Raw genomic sequence first — 21,152 nt, 5'->3', positions numbered from 1 at the left:
AAACCATAAATCCCTTACACAGGCCCGATCATCGCCTGTACGCATCCATGCTGTAAAAATCCGAACCTGGTGGTTCGGGGTGCTGATGCCATTTTTGCATTGCTAAACAGATTGGTGCCAGTGCGAAGTGTGGCGAGGGGGCTGTTTGATGGATCACGCCACATAAACACGGTGCCTGGTGATGCCAGACCCAAAAAGCCAAAAGCCCGCAATTACGCGGGCTCCAGGGCATTTCTTGCTAGATCGTGCCGAGCAGTGCCGGACGCGGGATCACTCCCACTCAATCGTAGCCGGCGGCTTGCTCGACACGTCATAAGTCACCCGCGAAATCCCTTCGATCTCGTTGATGATCCGACCGCTTACTGTCTCCAGCAGCTCATAAGGCAGGTGCGCCCAGCGAGCGGTCATGAAGTCGATGGTTTCGACAGCGCGCAGCGCGACGACCCAGGCGTAGCGGCGGCCGTCGCCGACGACGCCGACTGATTTGACCGGCTGGAACACTACGAACGCTTGGCTGACTTTGTGATACCAGTCGGCCTTGCGCAGTTCTTCGATGAAGATGTGGTCGGCACGACGCAGGAGGTCGGCGTATTCCTTCTTCACTTCGCCAAGGATGCGTACGCCCAGGCCTGGGCCGGGGAATGGGTGGCGGTAGACCATGTCGTACGGCAGGCCGAGTTCGAGGCCCAGGCGGCGGACTTCGTCCTTGAACAGCTCGCGCAGTGGCTCTACCAGCTTGAGGTTCATTTCTTCCGGCAGGCCGCCCACGTTGTGGTGCGACTTGATGACGTGAGCCTTGCCGCTTTTCGCGCCAGCCGACTCGATGACGTCCGGGTAGATGGTACCTTGCGCCAGGTACTTGATGTTATCCAGCTTGCAGGACTCGGCATCGAATACGTCGATGAAGGTGCGGCCGATGATCTTGCGCTTTTTCTCTGGATCGCTCTCGCCTTCCAGGTTGTTCAGGAACTGCTCTTCGGCGTTGGCACGGATCACCTTGACGCCCATGTTCTCGGCGAACATGGCCATTACCTGCTCGCCTTCGTGCAGGCGCAGCAGGCCGTTGTCGACGAATACGCAGGTCAGTTGATCGCCGATGGCCTTGTGCAGCAGCGCCGCGACCACGGAGGAGTCAACGCCGCCGGACAGGCCCAGCAGGACGTTGTCAGTACCGACCTGAGCGCGAACCTGAGCGATAGCGTCTTCAGCAATCTTCGAAGGGGTCCACAGTGCTTCACAGCCGCAAATGTCGAGGATGAAGCGCGACAGGATGCGACCGCCCTGCTTGGTGTGGGTCACTTCCGGGTGGAACTGCACGCCGTAGTAACCGCGAGCGTCGTCAGCCATACCGGCAATCGGGCAGCTCGGGGTACTGGCCAGAATGTGGAAGTCTTCCGGCAGTTTGGTGACCTTGTCACCGTGACTCATCCATACGTCGAGGCCAAACAGGCCGTCGGCGTCGATATGGTCTTCGATACCATCGAGCAGACGGCTTTTGCCGACTACGTCAACGCGAGCGTAGCCGAACTCGCGCAGCTCAGAACCAGCAACCTTGCCGCCCAACTGCTCGGCCATGGTCTGCATGCCGTAGCAGATACCGAAAACCGGCACACCCAGGTCAAATACCGCTTGCGGGCAGCGCGGGCTGTCGGCTTCGTGTACGGACTCGGGGCCGCCGGCGAGGATCACGCCTTTTGGAGCGAATTCGCGAATCGCTTCGTCGTCCATGTCAAACGGATGCAGCTCGCAATACACGCCGATTTCGCGCACGCGGCGGGCGATCAGCTGGGTGTACTGGGAACCGAAGTCGAGGATCAAGATACGGTGGGCGTGAATGTCGAGGGCCATGGAAACTCTCTGAGCAGCTGCAAGCTATAAGCTGCAAGCGGCAAGTTGTCGGAATCAATGCGGTAGTTACCTTTGCGTAACTACCGCTTGTAGCTGATTGCTTGAAGCTGGAGGCGTTAGCCGACGCGATAGTTCGGCGCTTCCTTGGTGATCTGCACGTCATGGACGTGGGATTCAGCCATACCGGCACCGGTGATGCGAACAAACTCGGGTTTGGTGCGCATCTGCTCGATGTCGGCACTGCCGGTGTAACCCATGGAGGAGCGCAGGCCGCCCATCAACTGATGGATGATGGCCGACAACGGACCTTTATAGGCCACACGACCTTCGATACCTTCCGGCACCAGTTTCTCGGCACCTGCAGACGAATCCTGGAAGTAGCGATCGGACGAGCCTTGCGCCTGGGACATTGCACCCAGCGATCCCATGCCGCGATAAGCCTTGTAGGAGCGCCCCTGAAACAGCTCGATTTCGCCCGGCGCTTCTTCGGTACCGGCGAACATCGACCCCATCATCACGCAGGAGGCACCGGCCACGATGGCCTTGGACAGGTCACCGGAGAAGCGGATACCGCCGTCGGCGATCATCGGCACGCCCGTGCCTTCAAGGGCAGCGGAGACGTTGGCGATGGCGCTGATCTGCGGCACGCCGACACCGGCAACGATACGCGTGGTGCAGATGGAGCCAGGGCCGATACCGACCTTGACTGCATCGGCACCCGCAGCAACCAGCGCTCTGGCAGCCTCGCCGGTAGCGATGTTGCCGCCGATGACCTGTACCTGAGGGAAGTTTTCCTTGACCCAGCGAACGCGGTCGATCACCCCCTTGGAGTGACCGTGAGCGGTGTCGACCACGACAACGTCAACGCCGGCAGCAACCAGCGCGGTGACGCGCTCGCCGGTGTCCTTGCCGGTACCGACTGCAGCGCCGACACGCAGGCGAGCCTGATCGTCCTTGCTGGCCAGCGGGTAAGCCTTGGCTTTTTCGATGTCCTTGACGGTCATCATGCCCTTGAGCGCGAAGTTGCCGTCGACGATCAGGACTTTTTCAAGCCGGTGCTTGTGCAGCAGTTCGCGCACTTCGTTCTTGTCGGCGCCTTCACCCACCGTGACCAGACGCTCTTTGGGCGTCATCACTTCACGGACCGGGACATCAAGACGGTTTTCGAAGCGTACGTCGCGGGACGTCACAATGCCGACCAGGTCGCCATCGTGCAGGACCGGTACGCCGGAAATGTTGTGCATGCGAGTGAGTTCGAACAGATCGCGGACAGTGGCATCGGCTTCGATCGTGATCGGGTCCTTGACGACACCGGCCTCGAACTTCTTGACCTTGCGCACTTCGGCAGCTTGCTGCTCGATGGTCATGTTCTTGTGGATGATACCGATACCACCTTCCTGGGCCATGGCAATCGCCAGACGGGCCTCGGTGACTGTATCCATTGCAGCAGAGACCAAAGGTATATTCAGCTCGATGCCACGGGTCAAACGGGTTTTCAGACTGACTTCGTTAGGAAGCACCTCGGAATAACCGGGCACAAGGAGAATGTCGTCGAATGTAAGGGCTTCTTGACTGATACGCAGCATCGCGGGGGCTCCCGGGCGGGAAATTGGAAGCGCGCCATTATACCTACAGACCCCGCCCGGCTCAATGTAAACCTCAGCCTATTATCAAAGCTGTTTATAGACGCACATGAACGAAAGACACCGGGCGATCCAGACGTTCGGCGAAGTCGTCCAGAAAGGTCTGCGTGAACGAAGCATCCAGCCAGTTATTGAAGATGAAACCCAGGTTGGAAAACCCGCAGGCATCCAGAAACAGAAAACCGTTGATGTCATCTTCATGGCGACATTCGGGGCATGTGAAATTATCCGTGTGACCGGGCATCCAGTCCTCCAGGCTATCGAACAGTGCCTCCCCCACTTCGCGACGACACTCCGGGCAACCGGCCTCCTCGGCAAAGTCGTTCAGCGGGGTATAGATGCAGCGTCTGGTGACGATTTCCAGGCCGTTGACCGTTTGCCCGAACGGCAACGCATCGGGCTTCTTCACCACCCGCTTCGCTCCGGGTGCCACCGCGTAGGCCATCTTGTTATAGGTCCGCCCACAGGTCGTCAGCTCCGGCTCGACCATATCGAGTTTGACCAGCCAGCGCAGGATCAACCGCGCTCGGGCCTCGTGCCCGGGGAACGTGGAGATTTGCGGGACGATAATGCTTTGGGTGTTCATAACGGAGCGTCGCTTAAAACTGTTCGAGGCCGCAGCTTAATAGGCTGATGATTCTGGTCAAGGTGAAATCCTGCTCGAAGCGGCGATACAGACCCGTGCGCCAGACCTGCATTGCCATTATGATGCCCGACATGATCAAAGACCCTTTCGCAAGACTCGGCCTCGACCGGGAAGTCCTTACTGTCAGCCAGCTCAACGGCCGTGCGCGGGTGTTGCTGGAGGACGTGTTCAGCAGTATCTGGGTCGAAGGCGAGATTTCCAATCTCTCGCGTCCGGCTTCGGGTCATGTGTATTTCACGCTCAAGGACTCTGGTGCGCAGGTGCGCTGCGCGTTGTTCCGGCAGAGCGCAGCCCGCGTGCGCCAGGCGCTCAAGGACGGCTTGCAGGTCAAGGTGCGCGGTAAGGTTTCGCTATTTGAAGGCCGCGGCGACTATCAGTTGATTCTCGATACAGTGGAACCTGCCGGTGATGGTGCATTGCGCCTGGCGTTCGATGCATTGAAGGCCAAGCTCAGCGACGAAGGCATGTTCAGCGCCGAGCGCAAGGTCGCTCTGCCACTGCACCCGCAACGTATCGGGATCATCAGCTCACCGACCGGTGCGGTGATCCGCGACATCATCAGCGTGTTCCGCCGTCGCGCACCACGGGTCGAGCTGACCTTGATTCCCACAGCCGTTCAAGGCCGCGAGGCGATCAACCAGATTGTCCGCGCACTAAAGCTGGCCGACAGCAGAGGCTTCGATGCGCTGATCCTGGCCCGTGGCGGCGGCTCGCTGGAGGACCTGTGGTGCTTCAACGAAGAAGCCGTCGCCCGCGCCATCGACGCGTGCGTGACGCCGATTGTCAGCGCTGTCGGGCATGAAACCGATGTTTCCATCAGCGACTTTGTCGCCGACGTGCGCGCTCCGACGCCCTCCGCTGCCGCCGAACTGCTCGCCCCGGATTCCAGCGACCTGCATCGACGCGTCGACAACCTGCACCGGCGACTGGTGAGCCGCATGCAGGATCGCCTGATGCGCGAACGGCTGCGTCTCGAAGGTATTTCACGACGTCTGCGTCACCCTGGCGAACGGTTGCGCCAGCAGTCCCAACGCCTGGACGATCTGGACATGCGCCTGCGCCGCGCCTTTGAACAGAACATGCATCAACGTCAGGTGCGTCTCGCCCACATGGAGAGTCGTCTCGCGGCCCAGCATCCAGGACGAACCCTGGCCTTCCTGCGTCAGCGTCTGGATGCGTTGGCCGAGCGGCTGCCGAGAGCCATTCGCGAACAGATCAAGGCGCGCAAGCTGCAGCTGCAGAGTCAGGTGCAGACTCTCAATGTCGTCAGCCCGCTCGCCACACTAGGGCGCGGCTACAGCATCCTGCTCGACGAGCGCGGCCATGCGATCCGTAACGCCGCACAAACCAGGACGGGCCAGCGACTTACCGCCAGGCTCGGCGAAGGCGAACTGCAAGTACGTGTCGAAGACAACCACCTCACACCCGTGACCCTTTCCCTTCTGGACTGACTGCCTGATGCTACGTCTTATCGCCCCGCTGTTCGCGCTACTGCTGTGCCTGCCCGCCCACGCCGACAGCTTTATTACCCGCGCCCTCGACAAACCGGTGCCCGGCGGCGTGGCCGTTATTGATCTGGGCACAGGTGCGCAAGCGCCAACGGCCACCTATCAAGGCAAACCCGTGCTGGTGGTCAAGGAACAGGGCACGCGCTGGCTGGCGATCGTCGGCATTCCACTGACCGTCAAGCCCGGTACTCAGCAAATCACCTCCGGCGGGCGGGCACTCAACTTTACGGTTGGCAGCAAGAAATACCCGGAACAGCACATCACCCTGAAGAACAAACGTCAGGTCAATCCCAACCCCGAAGACAACAAACGCATCGAAGGCGAACTGGCTGAACAGCTACGCGCCTACCGCAGTTTCAGCCCCGGCACGCCGAGCAACCTGATTCTGGACAAGCCGGTCAACGGCCCGCTGTCGAGCAAATTCGGCGTGCGCCGCTTCTTCAACGGCGAGGAACGCAACCCGCATTCAGGGCTGGATTTCGCCGTACCGGCCGGCACACCGATCAAGTCACCGGCAGCAGGCAAGGTCATCCTGACCGGCAATTACTTCTTCAATGGCAATACGGTATTCGTTGACCATGGCCAGGGCTTTATCAGCATGTTTTGCCACATGTCGAAAATCGACGTGAAGGTCGGTGACCTGGTGCCACGTGGCGGCGTGGTGGGCAAAGTCGGTGCCACCGGCCGGGCAACCGGCCCGCACATGCACTGGAACGTCAGCCTGAACGACGCACGCGTCGACCCGGCGATCTTCATCGGCGCGTTTCAGCCGTGATCCATCCGGTGAGCGAGCGCAGCGGCGCTTGCTCACTGCGACCTGTCTTTGCGCACATCGCTTTGAGCCAACAATAAGCACACTGTAAATCTTGAAATGCCGCTATAAACGATCGATAAAAACGCATTTTCGAGAATTTATCCCAATCTTTTTCAAGTGCTTGCCATCATCCATCCCAATGGTTACGGTTGGCCTCATGAAAAGCTCTCAAACCCTCATTCTGTTGCGCCAACACCGGTGCCTCAGCCTGGTCAGCGCCCGACTGCCAGGCTAGATTGCTGTGCCTCGCCCATGTGTTCGTAATTCCCTGTGCTATCCAGAACGGCAGGCCGACCCAACCCCGGCCCCGTGAATACAAAAGGATTTCCTGATGACCATGCTCAAAGACCCCTCGAAGAAGTACCGTGCGTTCCCGACCATTGATCTGCCCGACCGCACCTGGCCTTCGAAGACCATCGATACAGCGCCTGTCTGGTGCAGCTCCGACCTGCGCGATGGCAACCAGTCGCTGATCGAACCGATGGACGCGGCCAAGAAGCTGCGCTTCTGGAAAACCCTGGTCAGCGTCGGCGTCAAGGAAATCGAGGCATCCTTTCCATCGGCTTCGCAGACTGACTTCGACTTCGTGCGCACCCTGATCGAAGACGGCCACATCCCGGATGACACCACTATCCAGGTCCTGACCCAGGCTCGCGAAGACCTGATCGCCCGCACATTCGAATCGCTGCGCGGTGCCAAGAAAGCCATCGTCCACCTGTATAACGCGACCAGCCCGTCGTTCCGCCGCATTGTCTTCAATCAGGACAAGGCCGGGGTGAAGGAGATCGCGGTCAACGCGGCCAGGCTGTTCGTCAAATACGCAGCACAACAGCCTGAAACCCAGTGGACCTTCGAATACTCGCCGGAAACCTTCAGTGCGACCGAGCTGGAGTTCGCCAAGGAAGTCTGCGATGCCGTGATCGAGGTCTGGAACCCGACACCTCAGAACAAGGTGATCCTCAACCTCCCGGCTACGGTGGAAGTAGCAACGCCAAACATTTATGCGGACCAGATCGAGTGGTTCGGACGCAACATCACCCGCCGCGACAGCGTGCTGATCAGCCTGCATACGCACAATGACCGCGGTACTGGCGTTGCTGCGACCGAGCTGGGCCTGATGGCGGGTGCGGATCGCGTCGAAGGCTGCCTGTTCGGCAACGGCGAGCGGACCGGTAACGTCGACCTGGTTACGGTTGCACTGAACCTCTACACCCAGGGCATCGACCCCGAGCTGGACTTTTCGGACATCGACGGCGTGCGCAAGGTTGTCGAAGAATGCAACCAGATTCCGGTTCACCCGCGTCACCCCTACGTCGGCGACCTGGTTCACACTGCATTCTCCGGCTCGCACCAGGATGCTATCCGCAAGGGTTTCACCCAGCAGAAGGAAGGCGAGTTGTGGGAAGTGCCTTACCTGCCGATCGACCCGGCCGACATCGGTCGTAGCTACGAAGCGGTGATTCGTGTCAACAGCCAGTCAGGCAAGGGTGGCATCACTTACCTGCTGGAACAGGAATATGGCATTTCCCTGCCACGCCGCATGCAGATCGAGTTCAGTCAGGTGGTTCAGGGTGAAACCGACCGTCTGGGCCTGGAGATGACCGCCGAGCAGATCCACTCGTTATTGCGTCGCGAATACCTGCAAGCCAATGTGCCGTATGCGCTGATCAGTCATAAGTTGCAGGAAGAGAACGGCAACAGCTCGGTGGATGCCGAAGTGCATGTCGACGGTGAAACCCAGCATTGGCGCGGCAAGGGTAAAGGCGCGCTGGAAGCGCTGGTGGCCGGTCTGCCGGTGGCCGTGGAAATCATGGACTACAACGAGCATGCGATTGGTTCGGGCACCACGGCCAAGGCCGCTGCCTACATCGAACTGCGAGTGAACGGCGAGCGTGCCGTGCACGGCGTGGGCATTGATGAAAACATTACCACCGCCAGCTTCCGAGCCCTGTTCAGCGCACTGAATCGCTCACTGAGCCAGACACAGGCCAAGGCAGCCTGAGTCGACAGCAGGATGGCGGGTGCAAATCCGCCATCCTCATGCAAACCGAACCTGCGCTTCCCTCCCCGCCAGCCTCTTGCATTCCACGCATGACCCTGCCTGTTTCGGCATAATCTTTTTCATTTATGCTGTGGTAGCATGCTGCCTTTACTCCAGCGCGGGCGCAATCCAACAGCAATTCATATGCTGACGATGCCCGTCCGGACTTACCTGCCAGCTGCATCTTTCCTATAAAACCAAGACGACTATTGCATTGATTTCCGGACGAAAAGAATGCTCGGGCAGACCCACCGTGCATTGAAATTACCATCGGCCTCGGTACGCTGAGCTGATCCAATCACATTTGGAGCGATTATGCCCAAGGCTTCCCATCAAGATTTGCGCCGCAGTTTTCGGGCGCTCACCTCGTCGAATTCGTGCTTTCACACAGCCTCGGTGTTCGACCCCATGTCAGCGCGAATCACAGCGGATCTGGGCTTTGAAGTAGGCATCCTCGGCGGCTCCGTCGCGTCGCTGCAGGTGCTGGCAGCACCTGACTTCGCATTGATCACCCTGAGCGAATTCGTTGAGCAGGCCACGCGCATCGGCCGTGTCGCGCAGCTCCCGGTCATCGCGGACGCAGACCATGGTTATGGCAATGCCCTTAACGTCATGCGTACCGTGGTCGAACTGGAACGCGCCGGTATTTCTGCGCTGACGATTGAAGATACCCTGCTGCCTGCGCAATTCGGGCGCAAGTCCACTGACCTGATTTCCACGGCTGAAGGCGTTGGCAAGATCCGCGCAGCGCTGGAAGCACGTGTCGATCCGGAGATGTCGATTTTCGCTCGTACCAATGCGGCAATCATCCCGGTTCAGGAAGCCATCAGCCGGGTTCAGCAGTATCAGGCAGCTGGCGCTGATGGCATCACCATTGTCGGCATTCGTGATTTTGATCACCTGGCACAGATATCCGAAGGCGTGACCGTGCCGCTGATGCTGGTCACATACGGCAACCCGGAACTGCACGACAATGCACGTCTCGCCGAGATGGGCGTCAGGGTCTGCGTGCATGGTCATGCTGCGTACTTTGCCGCGATCAAGGCCACCTACGACTGCCTGCGCGAGCAACGCCAGATACTGGGCAGCGAGTCGAACATGAGCGCTACGGAATTGACCCATACCTATACTCAGCCCGAAGACTACGTAGAGTGGGCCCGCAAGTTCATGAACGTGAATGAGTAACAGGCAGAATGACTGACTCTGGACACTGCGCCGCCTGACCAGAAGCGAACGCAGTACGTCCAGGCAGCATACCCATGTGGAGCGTGAACGCATCGAGCGTCACTGCAGACGCTCTTGCGGAAAAGATCACGCAGTGGTGTTGACGCCGCCTTCGGTCTGCAGTTGCAACAGCGAGCCTTGCAACGTTTGCAGATTGGCACTGGTGGCCGAGATCTGTGCCTGGATCGCCAAAGCCTTCTGAGCTTTCTCTTCTGGCGTACCTTTACCGCTTTGGGCCGCAGCCAATTGAGCCTGCTGCTGGGCCAATTGCTTCTGAGCCTCCTTGATCTGTTGTTTTATCTTCTCGATCGTTTGCTCAAGCGCCGCCTTGGTTGAACCACCAGCACTGCCACCGCCTGCTGCAGCGCCTGCCTTGCCACCCTCTGTCGAGGCCTGATCGGACGTCTTTTCGGCTTCCGTTGTGCTCGCAGTGGCGGCCTTGGTTGCCTCGGCATCGGGATTTTTGACTGTTAGCGTCAGTGAACTTGAATAAGTGTTCAACGTGGAGGTGTTGATAGTAGTCATGGCGATCTCCTGAGGGTCTGGACTACCTATCGGCTGCCCCGTAACAATCTGAAGCAATTTAATGAACAATAAATGAATCAGCATCCAGTCCGGCAGGGAACCGGGTGCGATAGGCCTGCAGATCAGCAGCGCTGAGGATCGCCTTGAATACGCCATCAGCTTCGCCAGCACTCAAGACGCCTTCACCCTGAAAATCCAGAACCTGACTGTCACCCGTGTACGCAAAGCCCTTGCCATCCGAGCCCACTCGATTGACTGCAGCTACATAGCAGAGGTTTTCGATAGCTCTGGCAGGCAGCAGGCGATTCCAGTGCAGACGTCGAGCGCCGGGCCAGTTGGCGGTGTACACCAGCAAGTCGGTGCCCTCGGCATCACGGCTCCAGACCGGAAAGCGCAGGTCATAGCAGATCAGCGGACGAATACGCCAGCCGTTGAGCTCAAACATCACCTGACGCTCGCCCGGCGTGTAGTGCTCATGCTCACCGGCCATGCGAAACAGATGACGCTTGTCGTAATGCAGCAACTCACCATCCGGTCGTGCCCACAGCAGGCGGTTGCGATGGCTGCCATCGGCAGCGCGGATGATGACGCTGCCGGTCACCACCGCGTTGATGCGTCTGGCCTGCGCCAGCAGCCATGTTGATGTAGGCCCGGCTTCCGGCTCGGCCAGGGCTTCGGACTCCATCGAGAACCCGGTGGTGAACATTTCCGGGAGGATCACCAGATCAACACCGCGCGCCTGGTCGAGCAGTTGCTCGAAGTGCTCGAGGTTGGCCTCGCGATCATGCCAGGCCAGCGTGGTCTGGATCAGCGCGAGATTCAGGTTCGGCAGTTCACTTATATCGCGCATAGTTTCTCCGCAGCCTGAAGCAAGGTTGCTTCTTGCTTGGCGAAACACAGGCGAATCAGACGCTGTCCTGCTGGCGGGCTCTGGTAGAACACAGAAATCGGAATGCTCGCCACACCGTGCTCACGGGTCATCCACAGAGCCATGTCCACATCGTTCAGATCAGGCCGAATCTGCGAATAGTCCACCAACTGAAAATAAGTGCCGCCGACCGGCCTGAAGCTGAAACGCGATTCAGCCAGATGACCACAGAAAAAATCCCGCTTGGCCTGATAAAAGGCGGGCAACTCATCAACATGCTCCGGGTGCTCAGCCATGAAATCGGCCAGTGCGTACTGCAATGGCGTCACACCACAAAAACTCACGTACTGATGGACCTTGCGCAACTCGGCAGTCAGCGCAGGAGGTGCGACCACATAGCCGGTTTTCCAGCCGGTAACGTGATACGTCTTGCCGAAAGAGCTGACGACAAAAGCGCGCTGATACAGCGCTTCGTGGTCAAGCACACTGACATGGCGTGCGCCGTCGAACACCAGATGTTCGTAGACTTCATCACTGAGCAGGTAGATATCGCGCTCGGCAATCAGTGCGGCCAATCGATCAAGCTCGGCGCGACTGATCAGAGCCCCGCTCGGGTTGTGTGGGCTGTTGATGACGATCATGCGTGTGCGCGGGCTCAGCGCATCGGTCAGCTTTTGCCAGTCAATGGAAAAGTCATCGAGTGCCAGTTGCACGTGAACGCAGCGACCTCCGGCCAGCTCGACAGCAGGTTCATAGCTGTCATAGCAAGGGTCGAAAATAATCACCTCGTCACCGGTCCGGATAACGCTCTGGATCGCGCAAAAAATCGCCTGAGTAGCCCCGGGCGTAATGGTGATTTCGCTGTCAGGGTTAACCTCACGCCCGTAACTGCGGGCGATCTTTGCCGCCACCTGCTGACGAAGCGCAGGCAGCCCGGTCATCGGTGAGTACTGATTATGGCCTTGAGCGACATGTCGGCAGACCGCATCGCGCAGCGCCTGCGGCCCGTCGAAATCGGGAAACCCTTGGGACAGGTTGATAGCACCGGTTTCGGCGGCCAGCTGTGACATGACGGTGAAGATAGTGGTGCCCACGTTGGGCAACTTGCTGTCGATCATGGAACCCTTTCCCTGCAATCTCCCGACGCCGGGCGGCACGGGGTCAGGCAGGATAGCCCATAAAACGGGCACAAAAAAAGGCGCCGAAGCGCCTTTTTCCTGCTGCCGGTTCAGCGCTTGTCGCGGCGCTTCTTGTCGGCTTTCTTGTGGTGCGACATCATTCGACGCTTTTTGTTGACCTGACGGTCAGTCAGCGTGTTCTTGTTGCCTTCATACGGGTTCTCGCCACCCTTGAACTCGATGCGGATCGGCGTACCGACCAGTTTGAGCACGCGGCGATAGGTGTTTTCCAGGTAACGGACATAGGACTTGGGTACTTTCTCGACCTGGTTGCCGTGAATCACGATCAACGGCGGGTTGGCACCGCCCAAGTGAGCGTAGCGCAGCTTGATGCGTCGGCTGCCGACCATCGGCGGCGCATGCTCGCTGACCGCATCTTCCAGAATCTGGGTCAGGCGGCTGGTTGGCCAGCGAGTTACAGCAGACTTGAACGAGTTCTGTACCGACTGATACAGGTTGCCCACGCCCGTGCCGTGCATTGCAGAAATGAAGTGGATGTCTGCAAAGTCGACGAAGAAAAGCCGGCGTTCCAGCTCGATTTTCACGAAATCACGTTCGCCCGGCGTCATGCCATCCCACTTGTTCAGCGCAATGACCAGCGCACGACCGGCTTCAAGGGCGAAGCCCAGCAGGTTCAGGTCATGGTCGACCACCCCTTCACGGGCGTCCATCACAAAAATCACCACGTTGGCGTCTTTGATGGCCTGCAGCGTCTTGACCACCGAGAACTTCTCGACTTCCTCGTGGATCTTGCCGCGCTTGCGCACACCGGCAGTGTCGATCAGCGTGTACTTCTCTTCGTTACGTTCGAAGGGAATATAGATACTGTCGCGCGTCGTGCCCGGCTCGTCATAGACAATAACCCGATCTTCACCCAGCATCCGGTTGACCAACGTCGATTTGCCGACGTTGGGACGACCGATGATGGCGATCTTGATGCCGTCCTTTTCGCTCGGGCCTGGAATGCGCTTGGCTTCCTGACCTTCGGCGACTTCCTCGACCTCCTCGCCTTCCTCCAGCTCGTCTTCGTCCTTGGGAAAGTCCCGCAGGGCAATTTCGAGCATCTGCGAGATGCCACGACCGTGGGCACCGGCTACCGGAATGGCGTCGCCCAGACCCATCGGGCTGAACTCGGCACGCGCCAGGTTCTCATCGATATTGTCGATCTTGTTGGCAACCACGTAGGAACGCTTGTTGCGTTTGCGCAGGTGCTCACCAATCATCTGATCAGCAGCGGTGTAGCCCGCACGGGCATCCACCAGAAACAGCACCACATCGGCTTCTTCAATGGCCAGCAGCGACTGCTCGGCCATCTTTTCGTCCATGCCATGCTCGTCACCGGAGATACCGCCGGTGTCGATCAGAATATAGGAGCGCCCTTGCCACTTCGCCTCTCCGTATTGGCGATCACGGGTAAGACCGGACAGATCGCCGACAATGGCGTCGCGAGTCCTGGTCAGGCGGTTGAACATGGTGGACTTGCCGACGTTCGGTCGACCCACCAGGGCGATTACGGGAACCATGCGGCTCTCCACTTCGTTATTTCAGAAAATACAAAAGCCGCTGCAGGGCAGCGGCCGGAGTTCGGGGCAATGCCACAAAGGCACCGCAGCCTTGCCGAAGCAAGGGCACCCAAGGCCATGAGCCTTGGGCATGGACACTTATTGCTTGATGGTCAGGGCTTCCAGTTTGCCGCTGTTGCCATACACGTAAATCATGTCCCCAACCACCAGCGGACGCGCGCGCAGGCCGTCGCTGTCGATACGTTCGCGACCTACAAAGCGACCGTCCACCTGACTCAGCAGATGAAGGTAGCCTTCCATGTCACCGACCGCTACATAGCTGGAATACACTTCCGGCGCGCCCAGTTGGCGACGGGCCAGCGATTCGTTGCTCCACAGTGCCGAAGACGAACGCTCGTCGATGCCCTCTACAGTGCCGGAGGCCAGGGTGGCGTAAACGCTGCCAAAGCCCTGGGCTACGCCCGAGTAGCTGGAAGCGTCACGCTGCCAGAGCACACGACCGCTTTCCAGTTCCAGACCTGCGACGCGGCCCTGATAGGTCGCGACATACAGTGTACCGCCTGACAGCAACAGGCCGCCGTCGATGTCGACCACGCGATCCAGTTCCGAGCGACCTTGCGGGATGGCAACACGCTGCTCCCAGATCGGTACGCCGTTGGTGATATCCAGGGCGACGACCTTGCCGGTCGACAGCCCCGCCACGGCGAGACGGTTGGTTGCGAGCGGAGCTCCCGTGCCACGCAGCGTCAGTACCGCTGGCGTACTTTCGTAGATCCAGAGTTGCGAACCGGTAGAGGCGTCGAAACCGACAATACGGTCATCCTGAGTCTGGACAACGACCACGGAACCGTTGGTGGCAGGCGGGGCCAGCACTTCGCTGGTCACGCGAGCACGCCACTTTTCCTCACCGGAAGTAGCGTCCATGGCAATGACTTCACCCTTGAGGGTGCCGATCATCACCAGACCATAACCTACGCCGACTGCACCGGAAACGGGCAGATCGAGATCTTTCTTCCAGATCACGTCACCGGTCAGACGATCCAGCGAGACGACTTCACCCGTAACGTCAGCCGCATAAATGCGGTCGCCATCAATGGCCGGCACGAGCATGTTGTACGTCTTGCCCTGACCGTCGCCAATGGAACGGCTCCACTGCTTGTGCAGAACCACTTCTTCTTTGAAGTCGGTCAGCTCGGCCGGAGGCAATTCCTTTTTGCTGTTGCTGCTGCAACCCGCGGCCAGAATGGCCAGAGCCAGCAATGCTGCATGTTTCCAACGAATCACGTCACGCATCCCCTTTCGCCAGATCGTCGAGCTTCATTTGCAGGCCACCTACCGCTGCGTCTTCGGACAGCGCGGATTTGGCCTTTTGGTATGCAGCATAGGCCTCGTCGGTACGACCCAGCTGTACCAGCAGGTCACCCTTGAGTTCTTCACGACTGGCGAGGAAAGCCTTGTCGGCATCGCCGTCGAGCAGCTTCAGCGCGTCATCGGTCTTGTTCTGCGCAGCCAGCACACGAGCCAGACGTTGACGGGCAATTTCACCCAGCGTGTCGTTGGCAGGCTTGTCAGCCACGGTTTTCAGCTCGGCTGCGGCATCGTCCAGCTTGCCGGCATCGACCGCCACCTTGGCGACGAACAGGCTACCGAACTGTGCGTAGGTAGTGCCACCGAATTCGCTTTTCAGTTTGCCGGATATTTCGGCGACACGGGCGGTGTCTGCCTGGCCACTCGGCGTCAGTGCGGTTTCCAGCAATTGCTGATAAAGCATCGAGGCACCTTGCGACTGGCCGGCCTGATACCGGTGCCAGAACTGCCAACCCAAGACCACGACCAACGCAAGCAGACCACCGGTCAACAAGGGTTTGCCGTTACGCTGCCACCAGTCCTTCATTACCGCCAGCTCTTCATCTTCGGTACCCGACACCCCAATACTCCTATTCGCTAAACGGCTGTTAATCAGCTTCAACCCTGCACAACGCAGGAGGCCAGGTGCTCCGAGAGAGCATCCCAGGCAATATTCTGTTGTTCACCCTGACCACGCAGGGGTTTGACGCCTATGACCTGTGCAGCAAGTTCTTCTTCACCGAGGATCAGCGCATACAGCGCACCACTCTTGTCGGCCTTCTTGAACTGGCTTTTGAAGCTTCCGGCACCGGCATTGACCTGTAAACGCAGGTTCGGCAACTGATCACGCACCTTTTCGGTGAGGGCCAGCGCCGCCAGCTCGGCCGCTTCGCCAAAGGCGCACAGGTAGACATCGACCTGACGGGCAATTTCTTCCGGGACCTGCTCAAGGGTCTCCAGCAACAGCACCAGACGTTCGATACCCATCGCGAAACCGACGCCGGCAGTGGGCTTGCCGCCCATCTGCTCGACCAGGCCATCATAGCGACCACCGGCACAGACCGTACCCTGGGCACCCAGTTGATCGGTGACCCATTCGAAAACGGTCTTGCTGTAATAGTCCAGCCCGCGAACCAGCTTCGGGTTGATGACATAAGGAATGCCTGCCGCGTCCAGACGGGCCTTCAGGCCTTCGAAGTGAACGCGTGATTCATCATCCAGATAATCCGCCAGCTTCGGTGCATCGACCAGCACAGCCTGGGTTTCAGGGTGTTTGGTATCGAGGACCCGCAGCGGATTGGTTTTCAGGCGGCGCTGGCTGTCTTCGTCGAGCTGATCAAGACGTGCCGACAGATACTCGACCAGCGCATCCCGATAGCGCGCACGCGCCTCGCTGGTGCCCAGGCTGTTCAGTTCGAGCTTGACCGCATTGCGAATGCCCAGCAGGCCCCAGAGGCGCCAGGTCATGACAATCAGTTCGGCGTCGATGTCCGGCCCATCAAGGTTGAAGACCTCTACACCAATCTGGTGAAACTGGCGATAACGACCTTTCTGTGGTCGCTCGTGACGAAACATCGGGCCGATGTACCAGAGTTTCTGAACCTGACCGCCACCGGTGATGCCATGCTCCAGAACCGCACGCACACAGGCGGCAGTGCCTTCCGGGCGCAGGGTCAGGGAGTCGCCGTTGCGGTCGGCGAAGGTGTACATTTCTTTCTCGACGATATCGGTCACTTCACCGATGGAGCGCTTGAACAGCTCGGTGAATTCGACGATAGGCATACGAATCTGCCGGTAACCGTAGTTATCCAGCAGTCGTGAAACAGTGCCTTCGAAGTGGCGCCACAACGGCGTCTGCTCGGGCAGGATGTCATTCATGCCACGAATGGCTTGTAGAGACTTACTCACAGAAAATCCTTAGCAATCCTGGTTAGCCGCGCACGATGACCGATGCGTCGGCTTCGGCCTTTTCAGCCGCTTTCTCGCGAATCAAGCGTTCAAGCTCGTCCACAAGATTGTCGTTGGTCAGTTTCTGCGCTGGCTTGCCGTCGATGTAGATCAGGTTGGGTGTACCGCCCGTCAGGCCGATATGCGCCTCCTTGGCCTCGCCTGGACCGTTGACCACACAACCGATCACTGCGACATCGAGCGGCACCAGCAAATCCTCGAGGCGACCTTCAAGCTCGTTCATGGTCTTGACCACATCGAAGTTCTGCCGCGAGCAACTCGGGCAGGCGATGAAGTTGATGCCACGGGAACGAAGGCGCAAGGACTTGAGGATGTCGTAACCGACCTTCACTTCCTCGACGGGATCGGCAGCCAGCGAGATGCGGATAGTATCGCCAATTCCTTCGGCGAGCAGCATACCGAGACCGACAGCCGATTTCACTGTGCCTGAACGCAAGCCACCGGCCTCGGTGATACCCAGGTGCAGCGGCTGGACGATCTGTTTGGCCAGCAGACGGTAGGCAGCGACGGCCATGAACACATCGGAGGCTTTGACGCTGACCTTGAAGTCCTGAAAGTTCAGGCGCTCCAGGTGTTCGACGTGACGCAGCGCAGACTCGACGAGGGCTTCCGGCGTTGGCTCGCCATACTTCTTCTGCAGGTCTTTTTCCAGCGATCCGGCATTGACGCCGATCCGGATCGGAATACCGCGATCACGCGCAGCATCGACCACGGCCCGCACACGGTCTTCGCGACCGATATTGCCCGGATTGATACGCAGACAGTCGACACCCAGCTCCGCCACACGCAACGCAATGCGGTAATCGAAATGGATATCGGCGACCAGCGGCACCTTGACCAGTTGCTTGATACGCCCAAAAGCCTCGGCGGCGTCCATGTCCGGTACGGAAACACGCACGATGTCGACGCCGGCCGCTTCCAGACGATTGATCTGGGCCACGGTGGCGGCGACATCATTGGTATCGCTGTTGGTCATGCTCTGCACCGCGATCGGCGCATCACCGCCGACCGGTACGGAACCGACCCATATTTTTCGGGATTCGCGACGCTTGATTGGAGATTCGCCGTGCATGACTTATTGCCCTAGCTTCAGGCGAGCAGTTTCGCCGCTGGTAAAAGGTGCCACGTCTACAGGCTGACCGTTGTAACTGACCTGCGCACCGCGCGCGAAGCCCAGACGCAGGGTCAATGGCGGCTTGCCGCTGACGTCGAGACTATCGCCCTTGCGCTTGAGACCGCTGACCAGCACTTTGCCGTTTCCGTCGGTAACCTGAGTCCAGCAATCGGCGACGAATTGCACCGTGACCTGACCGGCACCCGCCACGACAGGCGCGGGTTGCTCGGCTGGCGCAGTCGGCATCGAAGGGACGGTCGGCGCAGCAACGGGAGCCTGAGGAGTGCTCGCCGGTGGCGTAGCAGCGGGTGTCTGTGGCTGTGTCGTTGCATGACCTGTGACGTTTGAAGCCGGGGCCGCAGGCGCAGTGGCAGGCGCCTCACTGGCAGGCGCACCGGTATTCAACGGCAGAGAGGTCTGACCGGCGGCGGGCGTTTCAGCCACTGCGGGCTCTTCCGGCTCATCCAGCGGATGGATCTGCGTGGTGCCATCGGCGCTTTCGACTTCGACATGCTCCATGTTCAGCCCGGACTGATCCTTGCCGCGCAGCGAGGCCTGATCCTGCCACCAGAAGAAACCACCGCCGACCAGAATCACCAGCAATAAAAGACTGACGATACGCAGAATGTTGTGTGACAGCCTGACCGGCTCTTCGATACGGCCCAGTGCATGAACCGAACTGCCCTTGCCATCGGTGCCGGTGAACTGGTCGAACTGCTCGACCAGCGCCGCCTGATCGAGATCGAGCAATTTGGCGTAAGCGCGTACATACCCCCGGGCGAACGTATGCCCAGGCAGTTTTTCAAAATGGCCGTTCTCCAGATTGCTCAGGGAGGTCACGGTGAGGTTCAGTCTCAAAGCCACATCTGGCAGCGACCAGCTCCTGCTCTCGCGGACCTGGCGCAGGGTTTCTCCAGGGTTCACGCGGGTGGTTGCTACAACTTCGGGATGCGCCGCTTTCATCATTGCTCCGACAGGTATTGCTGATATTCCGGCGTACCGGGATAGAGTCTTTTCAACAGCAGACCAAAACTGGCCGCCTTGTTACGATCATCATAGATCTTCGCCAGACGCGTACCGAGCAATAGACTACGTGCATTTTGCTCGCTGAGCTGGCTAAAACGGTCGTAATAATCACGCGCTGGCACATATTGCTTGTCTTCGTAGGACATCTGCGCCATTTCCAGCAAGGATCGCGGCAACTGGCGGTCAAGGCGCAACGCCTTGGTAAAGTGCTCAAGGGCCTGCTCGCGATCACCCAGCTTCAGCGAAGTCATGCCCAGGCTTTCAAAGACCCGTGACCGCTCAGGATACAGGTTGTCGGCAGCCGCCTGTTCAAAACGCTCGTAGGCTTCCTTGTAACGTTTTTGTTCGAACAGAAAACTGCCGTAATTATTGACGATACGTGTTTCGTTGTTGCTGGAAGCCAGCGCCTTGCGAAAATATTGCTCTGCAAGCTCCGGCTCCATCTCGGTCTGAAAAACCAGGGCCAGCGCGGCATTGGCCTGCGCATCGGAACTGTCCAGTTCGAGTGCCTTTTTCAGCGGAACCTTGGCCCGTTCGGTCTGCCCCTGCTGAAAGTAACCCAATCCAAGCTGCACGTAAGCCCTGCGCGCTTCTTCACGTCCCTGCGCTGTCGTCAGCGGGTTGACGTTGCCGGTGGACACGCACGCCGTCAGCAACATGGCAACACACAGCAGCAGCGAGGCACGCACAGACATGGAGTCTCTCTCGATCAGGTTGGCAGTCAGGTTCGAGTTGCCGCAACCGGCACCGTATCGGCCTCGGCGCTCAACTCACGCACAGCGATGTAGCGTTCACTACGGCGCGTGCGGTCCATCACCTGCCCGACCAGCTGGCCGCATGCAGCATCAATGTCTTCACCGCGCGTGGTGCGCACAGTGACGTTATAACCGGCCTGATGCAACAGGTCCTGAAAACGACGGATCGCGTTGTTGCTGGGACGCTCGTATCCGGAGTGCGGAAACGGGTTGAACGGGATCAGGTTGATCTTGCAAGGCGTGTCCTTGAGCAGTTCGATCATCTCGACGGCGTGCTCGACCTTGTCATTGATGTCCTTGAGCATCGTGTACTCGATGGTGAGTACACGCTTTTCGCCCAGGCTGGACATATAACGGCGGCAGGACTCGAGAAGCATCTGCAACGGGTATTTCTTGTTGATCGGCACCAACTGGTTACGCAACGCATCGTTGGGTGCGTGCAGCGACAAGGCCAGGGAAACGTCAATGTGCTTCGCAAGCTCATCAATCATCGGTACCACACCGGAGGTGGACAACGTCACCCGACGCTTGGATATGCCATACCCCAGGTCGTCCATCATCAGACGCATGGCGGCAATGACATTGTCGAAGTTCAGCAGCGGCTCACCCATGCCCATCATCACCACATTGGTGATGGCACGGTCGACGGTCGCCGGGACGCTGCCAAAGGATTTGTTGGCAATCCACACCTGACCGATGACTTCAGCGGCGGTGAGGTTGCTGTTGAAGCCTTGCTTGCCGGTGGAGCAGAAACTGCAATCCAGGGCACAGCCCGCCTGGGACGAAACACACAAGGTGCCGCGCTTGCCCTGCGGAATATAGACGGTCTCGACACAGCTGCCGGACTCTACGCGCACGACCCATTTACGGGTGCCGTCGCTGGAGATGTCCTCGCTGACCACTTCAGGACCGCGAACCTCGGCACACGCCTTGAGCTTTTCGCGCAGGGCCTTGCTGACGTTCGTCATTGCGTCGAAATCATCGACGCCGAAGTGGTGAATCCACTTCATGACCTGACCGGCACGGAAGCGCTTCTCCCCGATAGAGTCGAAGAATTTCTCCATTTCCTGTTGAGTCAGTCCCAGCAGGTTGGTTTTACCAGTCGATGCAATCATGAATTCACC

General features: G+C 59.0%; 18 protein-coding genes. 4 read left to right on the top strand and 14 right to left on the bottom strand.

Annotated elements, in window-relative coordinates; translation table 11 throughout:
* Positions 1–270: 270 nt before the first annotated feature.
* From guaA to ALO80_RS02745, 3 genes are all read right to left on the bottom strand, one after another.
* Positions 271–1,848 carry a glutamine-hydrolyzing GMP synthase gene (guaA, locus tag ALO80_RS02755; protein WP_055007843.1) on the bottom strand — a complete coding sequence of 526 codons (1,578 nt, stop codon included), beginning with the start codon at positions 1,846–1,848 and terminating at the stop codon, positions 271–273.
* Positions 1,849–1,964: 116 nt separating this feature from the next.
* Positions 1,965–3,434: an IMP dehydrogenase gene (guaB, locus tag ALO80_RS02750; protein ID WP_055007842.1), complete on the bottom strand. Its 1,470-nt coding sequence runs from the start codon at positions 3,432–3,434 to the stop codon at positions 1,965–1,967.
* Positions 3,435–3,528: 94 nt separating this feature from the next.
* The gene (locus ALO80_RS02745; protein WP_055007841.1) at positions 3,529–4,077 is read right to left on the bottom strand and encodes a hypothetical protein; all 549 of its coding nucleotides are present in this window, start codon (positions 4,075–4,077) and stop codon (positions 3,529–3,531) included.
* 131 nt (positions 4,078–4,208) lie between these two features.
* Between ALO80_RS02745 and xseA the strand changes: the two genes are divergently transcribed.
* From xseA to ALO80_RS02725, 4 genes are all read left to right on the top strand, one after another.
* Entirely contained in the window at positions 4,209–5,588 is a 1,380-nt protein-coding gene (xseA, locus tag ALO80_RS02740; protein WP_162491657.1) for an exodeoxyribonuclease VII large subunit, read from the top strand.
* Between the two features lie 7 nt (positions 5,589–5,595).
* The gene (locus tag ALO80_RS02735) at positions 5,596–6,420 is read left to right on the top strand and encodes a M23 family metallopeptidase (protein WP_055007839.1); all 825 of its coding nucleotides are present in this window, start codon (positions 5,596–5,598) and stop codon (positions 6,418–6,420) included.
* Positions 6,421–6,790: 370 nt separating this feature from the next.
* The gene (gene leuA, locus ALO80_RS02730; RefSeq protein ID WP_055007838.1) at positions 6,791–8,461 is read left to right on the top strand and encodes a 2-isopropylmalate synthase; all 1,671 of its coding nucleotides are present in this window, start codon (positions 6,791–6,793) and stop codon (positions 8,459–8,461) included.
* A gap of 354 nt (positions 8,462–8,815) precedes the next feature.
* Positions 8,816–9,685 carry an isocitrate lyase/PEP mutase family protein gene (locus ALO80_RS02725; RefSeq protein WP_055007837.1) on the top strand — a complete coding sequence of 290 codons (870 nt, stop codon included), beginning with the start codon at positions 8,816–8,818 and terminating at the stop codon, positions 9,683–9,685.
* 126 nt (positions 9,686–9,811) lie between these two features.
* On the opposite strand, the gene ALO80_RS02720 is transcribed toward ALO80_RS02725, so the two are convergent.
* The 11 genes from ALO80_RS02720 to rlmN all read right to left on the bottom strand — a co-directional run bounded on the left by ALO80_RS02720 (position 9,812) and on the right by rlmN (position 21,143).
* Positions 9,812–10,249 (bottom strand): hypothetical protein, encoded by a 438-nt coding sequence (locus ALO80_RS02720; RefSeq protein WP_055007836.1) that lies wholly within the window; start codon positions 10,247–10,249, stop codon positions 9,812–9,814.
* Positions 10,250–10,307: 58 nt separating this feature from the next.
* On the bottom strand, positions 10,308–11,099 hold the full coding sequence (locus ALO80_RS02715) for an amidohydrolase (RefSeq protein WP_055007835.1): 792 nt from the start codon (positions 11,097–11,099) through the stop codon (positions 10,308–10,310).
* Complete coding sequence (locus tag ALO80_RS02710; RefSeq protein ID WP_055007834.1) at positions 11,087–12,235, bottom strand: pyridoxal phosphate-dependent aminotransferase; 1,149 nt, start codon at positions 12,233–12,235, stop codon at positions 11,087–11,089. The genes ALO80_RS02715 and ALO80_RS02710 overlap by 13 nt, the downstream gene beginning before the upstream one ends.
* A 110-nt stretch (positions 12,236–12,345) precedes the next feature.
* Positions 12,346–13,818, bottom strand: a complete 1,473-nt coding sequence (gene der, locus ALO80_RS02705; RefSeq protein WP_055005298.1) for a ribosome biogenesis GTPase Der — start codon at positions 13,816–13,818, stop codon at positions 12,346–12,348.
* A 138-nt stretch (positions 13,819–13,956) separates the two neighbouring features.
* A complete protein-coding gene (gene bamB, locus ALO80_RS02700; RefSeq protein ID WP_054988615.1) occupies positions 13,957–15,111 on the bottom strand; it encodes an outer membrane protein assembly factor BamB in 1,155 nt (384 codons plus the stop codon).
* Positions 15,104–15,745, bottom strand: a complete 642-nt coding sequence (locus tag ALO80_RS02695; protein WP_005760075.1) for a YfgM family protein — start codon at positions 15,743–15,745, stop codon at positions 15,104–15,106. Before ALO80_RS02695 ends, bamB begins: the two co-directional genes overlap by 8 nt.
* A 38-nt stretch (positions 15,746–15,783) precedes the next feature.
* Positions 15,784–17,073 carry a histidine--tRNA ligase gene (hisS, locus tag ALO80_RS02690; RefSeq protein ID WP_055005297.1) on the bottom strand — a complete coding sequence of 430 codons (1,290 nt, stop codon included), beginning with the start codon at positions 17,071–17,073 and terminating at the stop codon, positions 15,784–15,786.
* A gap of 22 nt (positions 17,074–17,095) precedes the next feature.
* Positions 17,096–18,205 (bottom strand): flavodoxin-dependent (E)-4-hydroxy-3-methylbut-2-enyl-diphosphate synthase, encoded by a 1,110-nt coding sequence (gene ispG / locus ALO80_RS02685; RefSeq protein WP_004656273.1) that lies wholly within the window; start codon positions 18,203–18,205, stop codon positions 17,096–17,098.
* 3 nt (positions 18,206–18,208) lie between these two features.
* A complete protein-coding gene (locus ALO80_RS02680) occupies positions 18,209–19,210 on the bottom strand; it encodes a RodZ domain-containing protein (RefSeq protein ID WP_055007833.1) in 1,002 nt (333 codons plus the stop codon).
* The gene (gene pilW, locus ALO80_RS02675; RefSeq protein WP_055007832.1) at positions 19,210–19,968 is read right to left on the bottom strand and encodes a type IV pilus biogenesis/stability protein PilW; all 759 of its coding nucleotides are present in this window, start codon (positions 19,966–19,968) and stop codon (positions 19,210–19,212) included. Before pilW ends, ALO80_RS02680 begins: the two co-directional genes overlap by 1 nt.
* A 26-nt stretch (positions 19,969–19,994) precedes the next feature.
* Positions 19,995–21,143, bottom strand: coding sequence for a 23S rRNA (adenine(2503)-C(2))-methyltransferase RlmN (gene rlmN / locus ALO80_RS02670; RefSeq protein WP_055007831.1), 1,149 nt, complete (start codon positions 21,141–21,143; stop codon positions 19,995–19,997).
* Between the last annotated feature and the right edge of the window lie 9 nt (positions 21,144–21,152).

Origin of the sequence: Pseudomonas caricapapayae (genome assembly GCF_001400735.1) — a bacterium.
GTDB classification, from domain to species: domain Bacteria; phylum Pseudomonadota; class Gammaproteobacteria; order Pseudomonadales; family Pseudomonadaceae; genus Aquipseudomonas; species Aquipseudomonas caricapapayae.
This window is presented reverse-complemented; position numbering and strand designations above follow the sequence as displayed.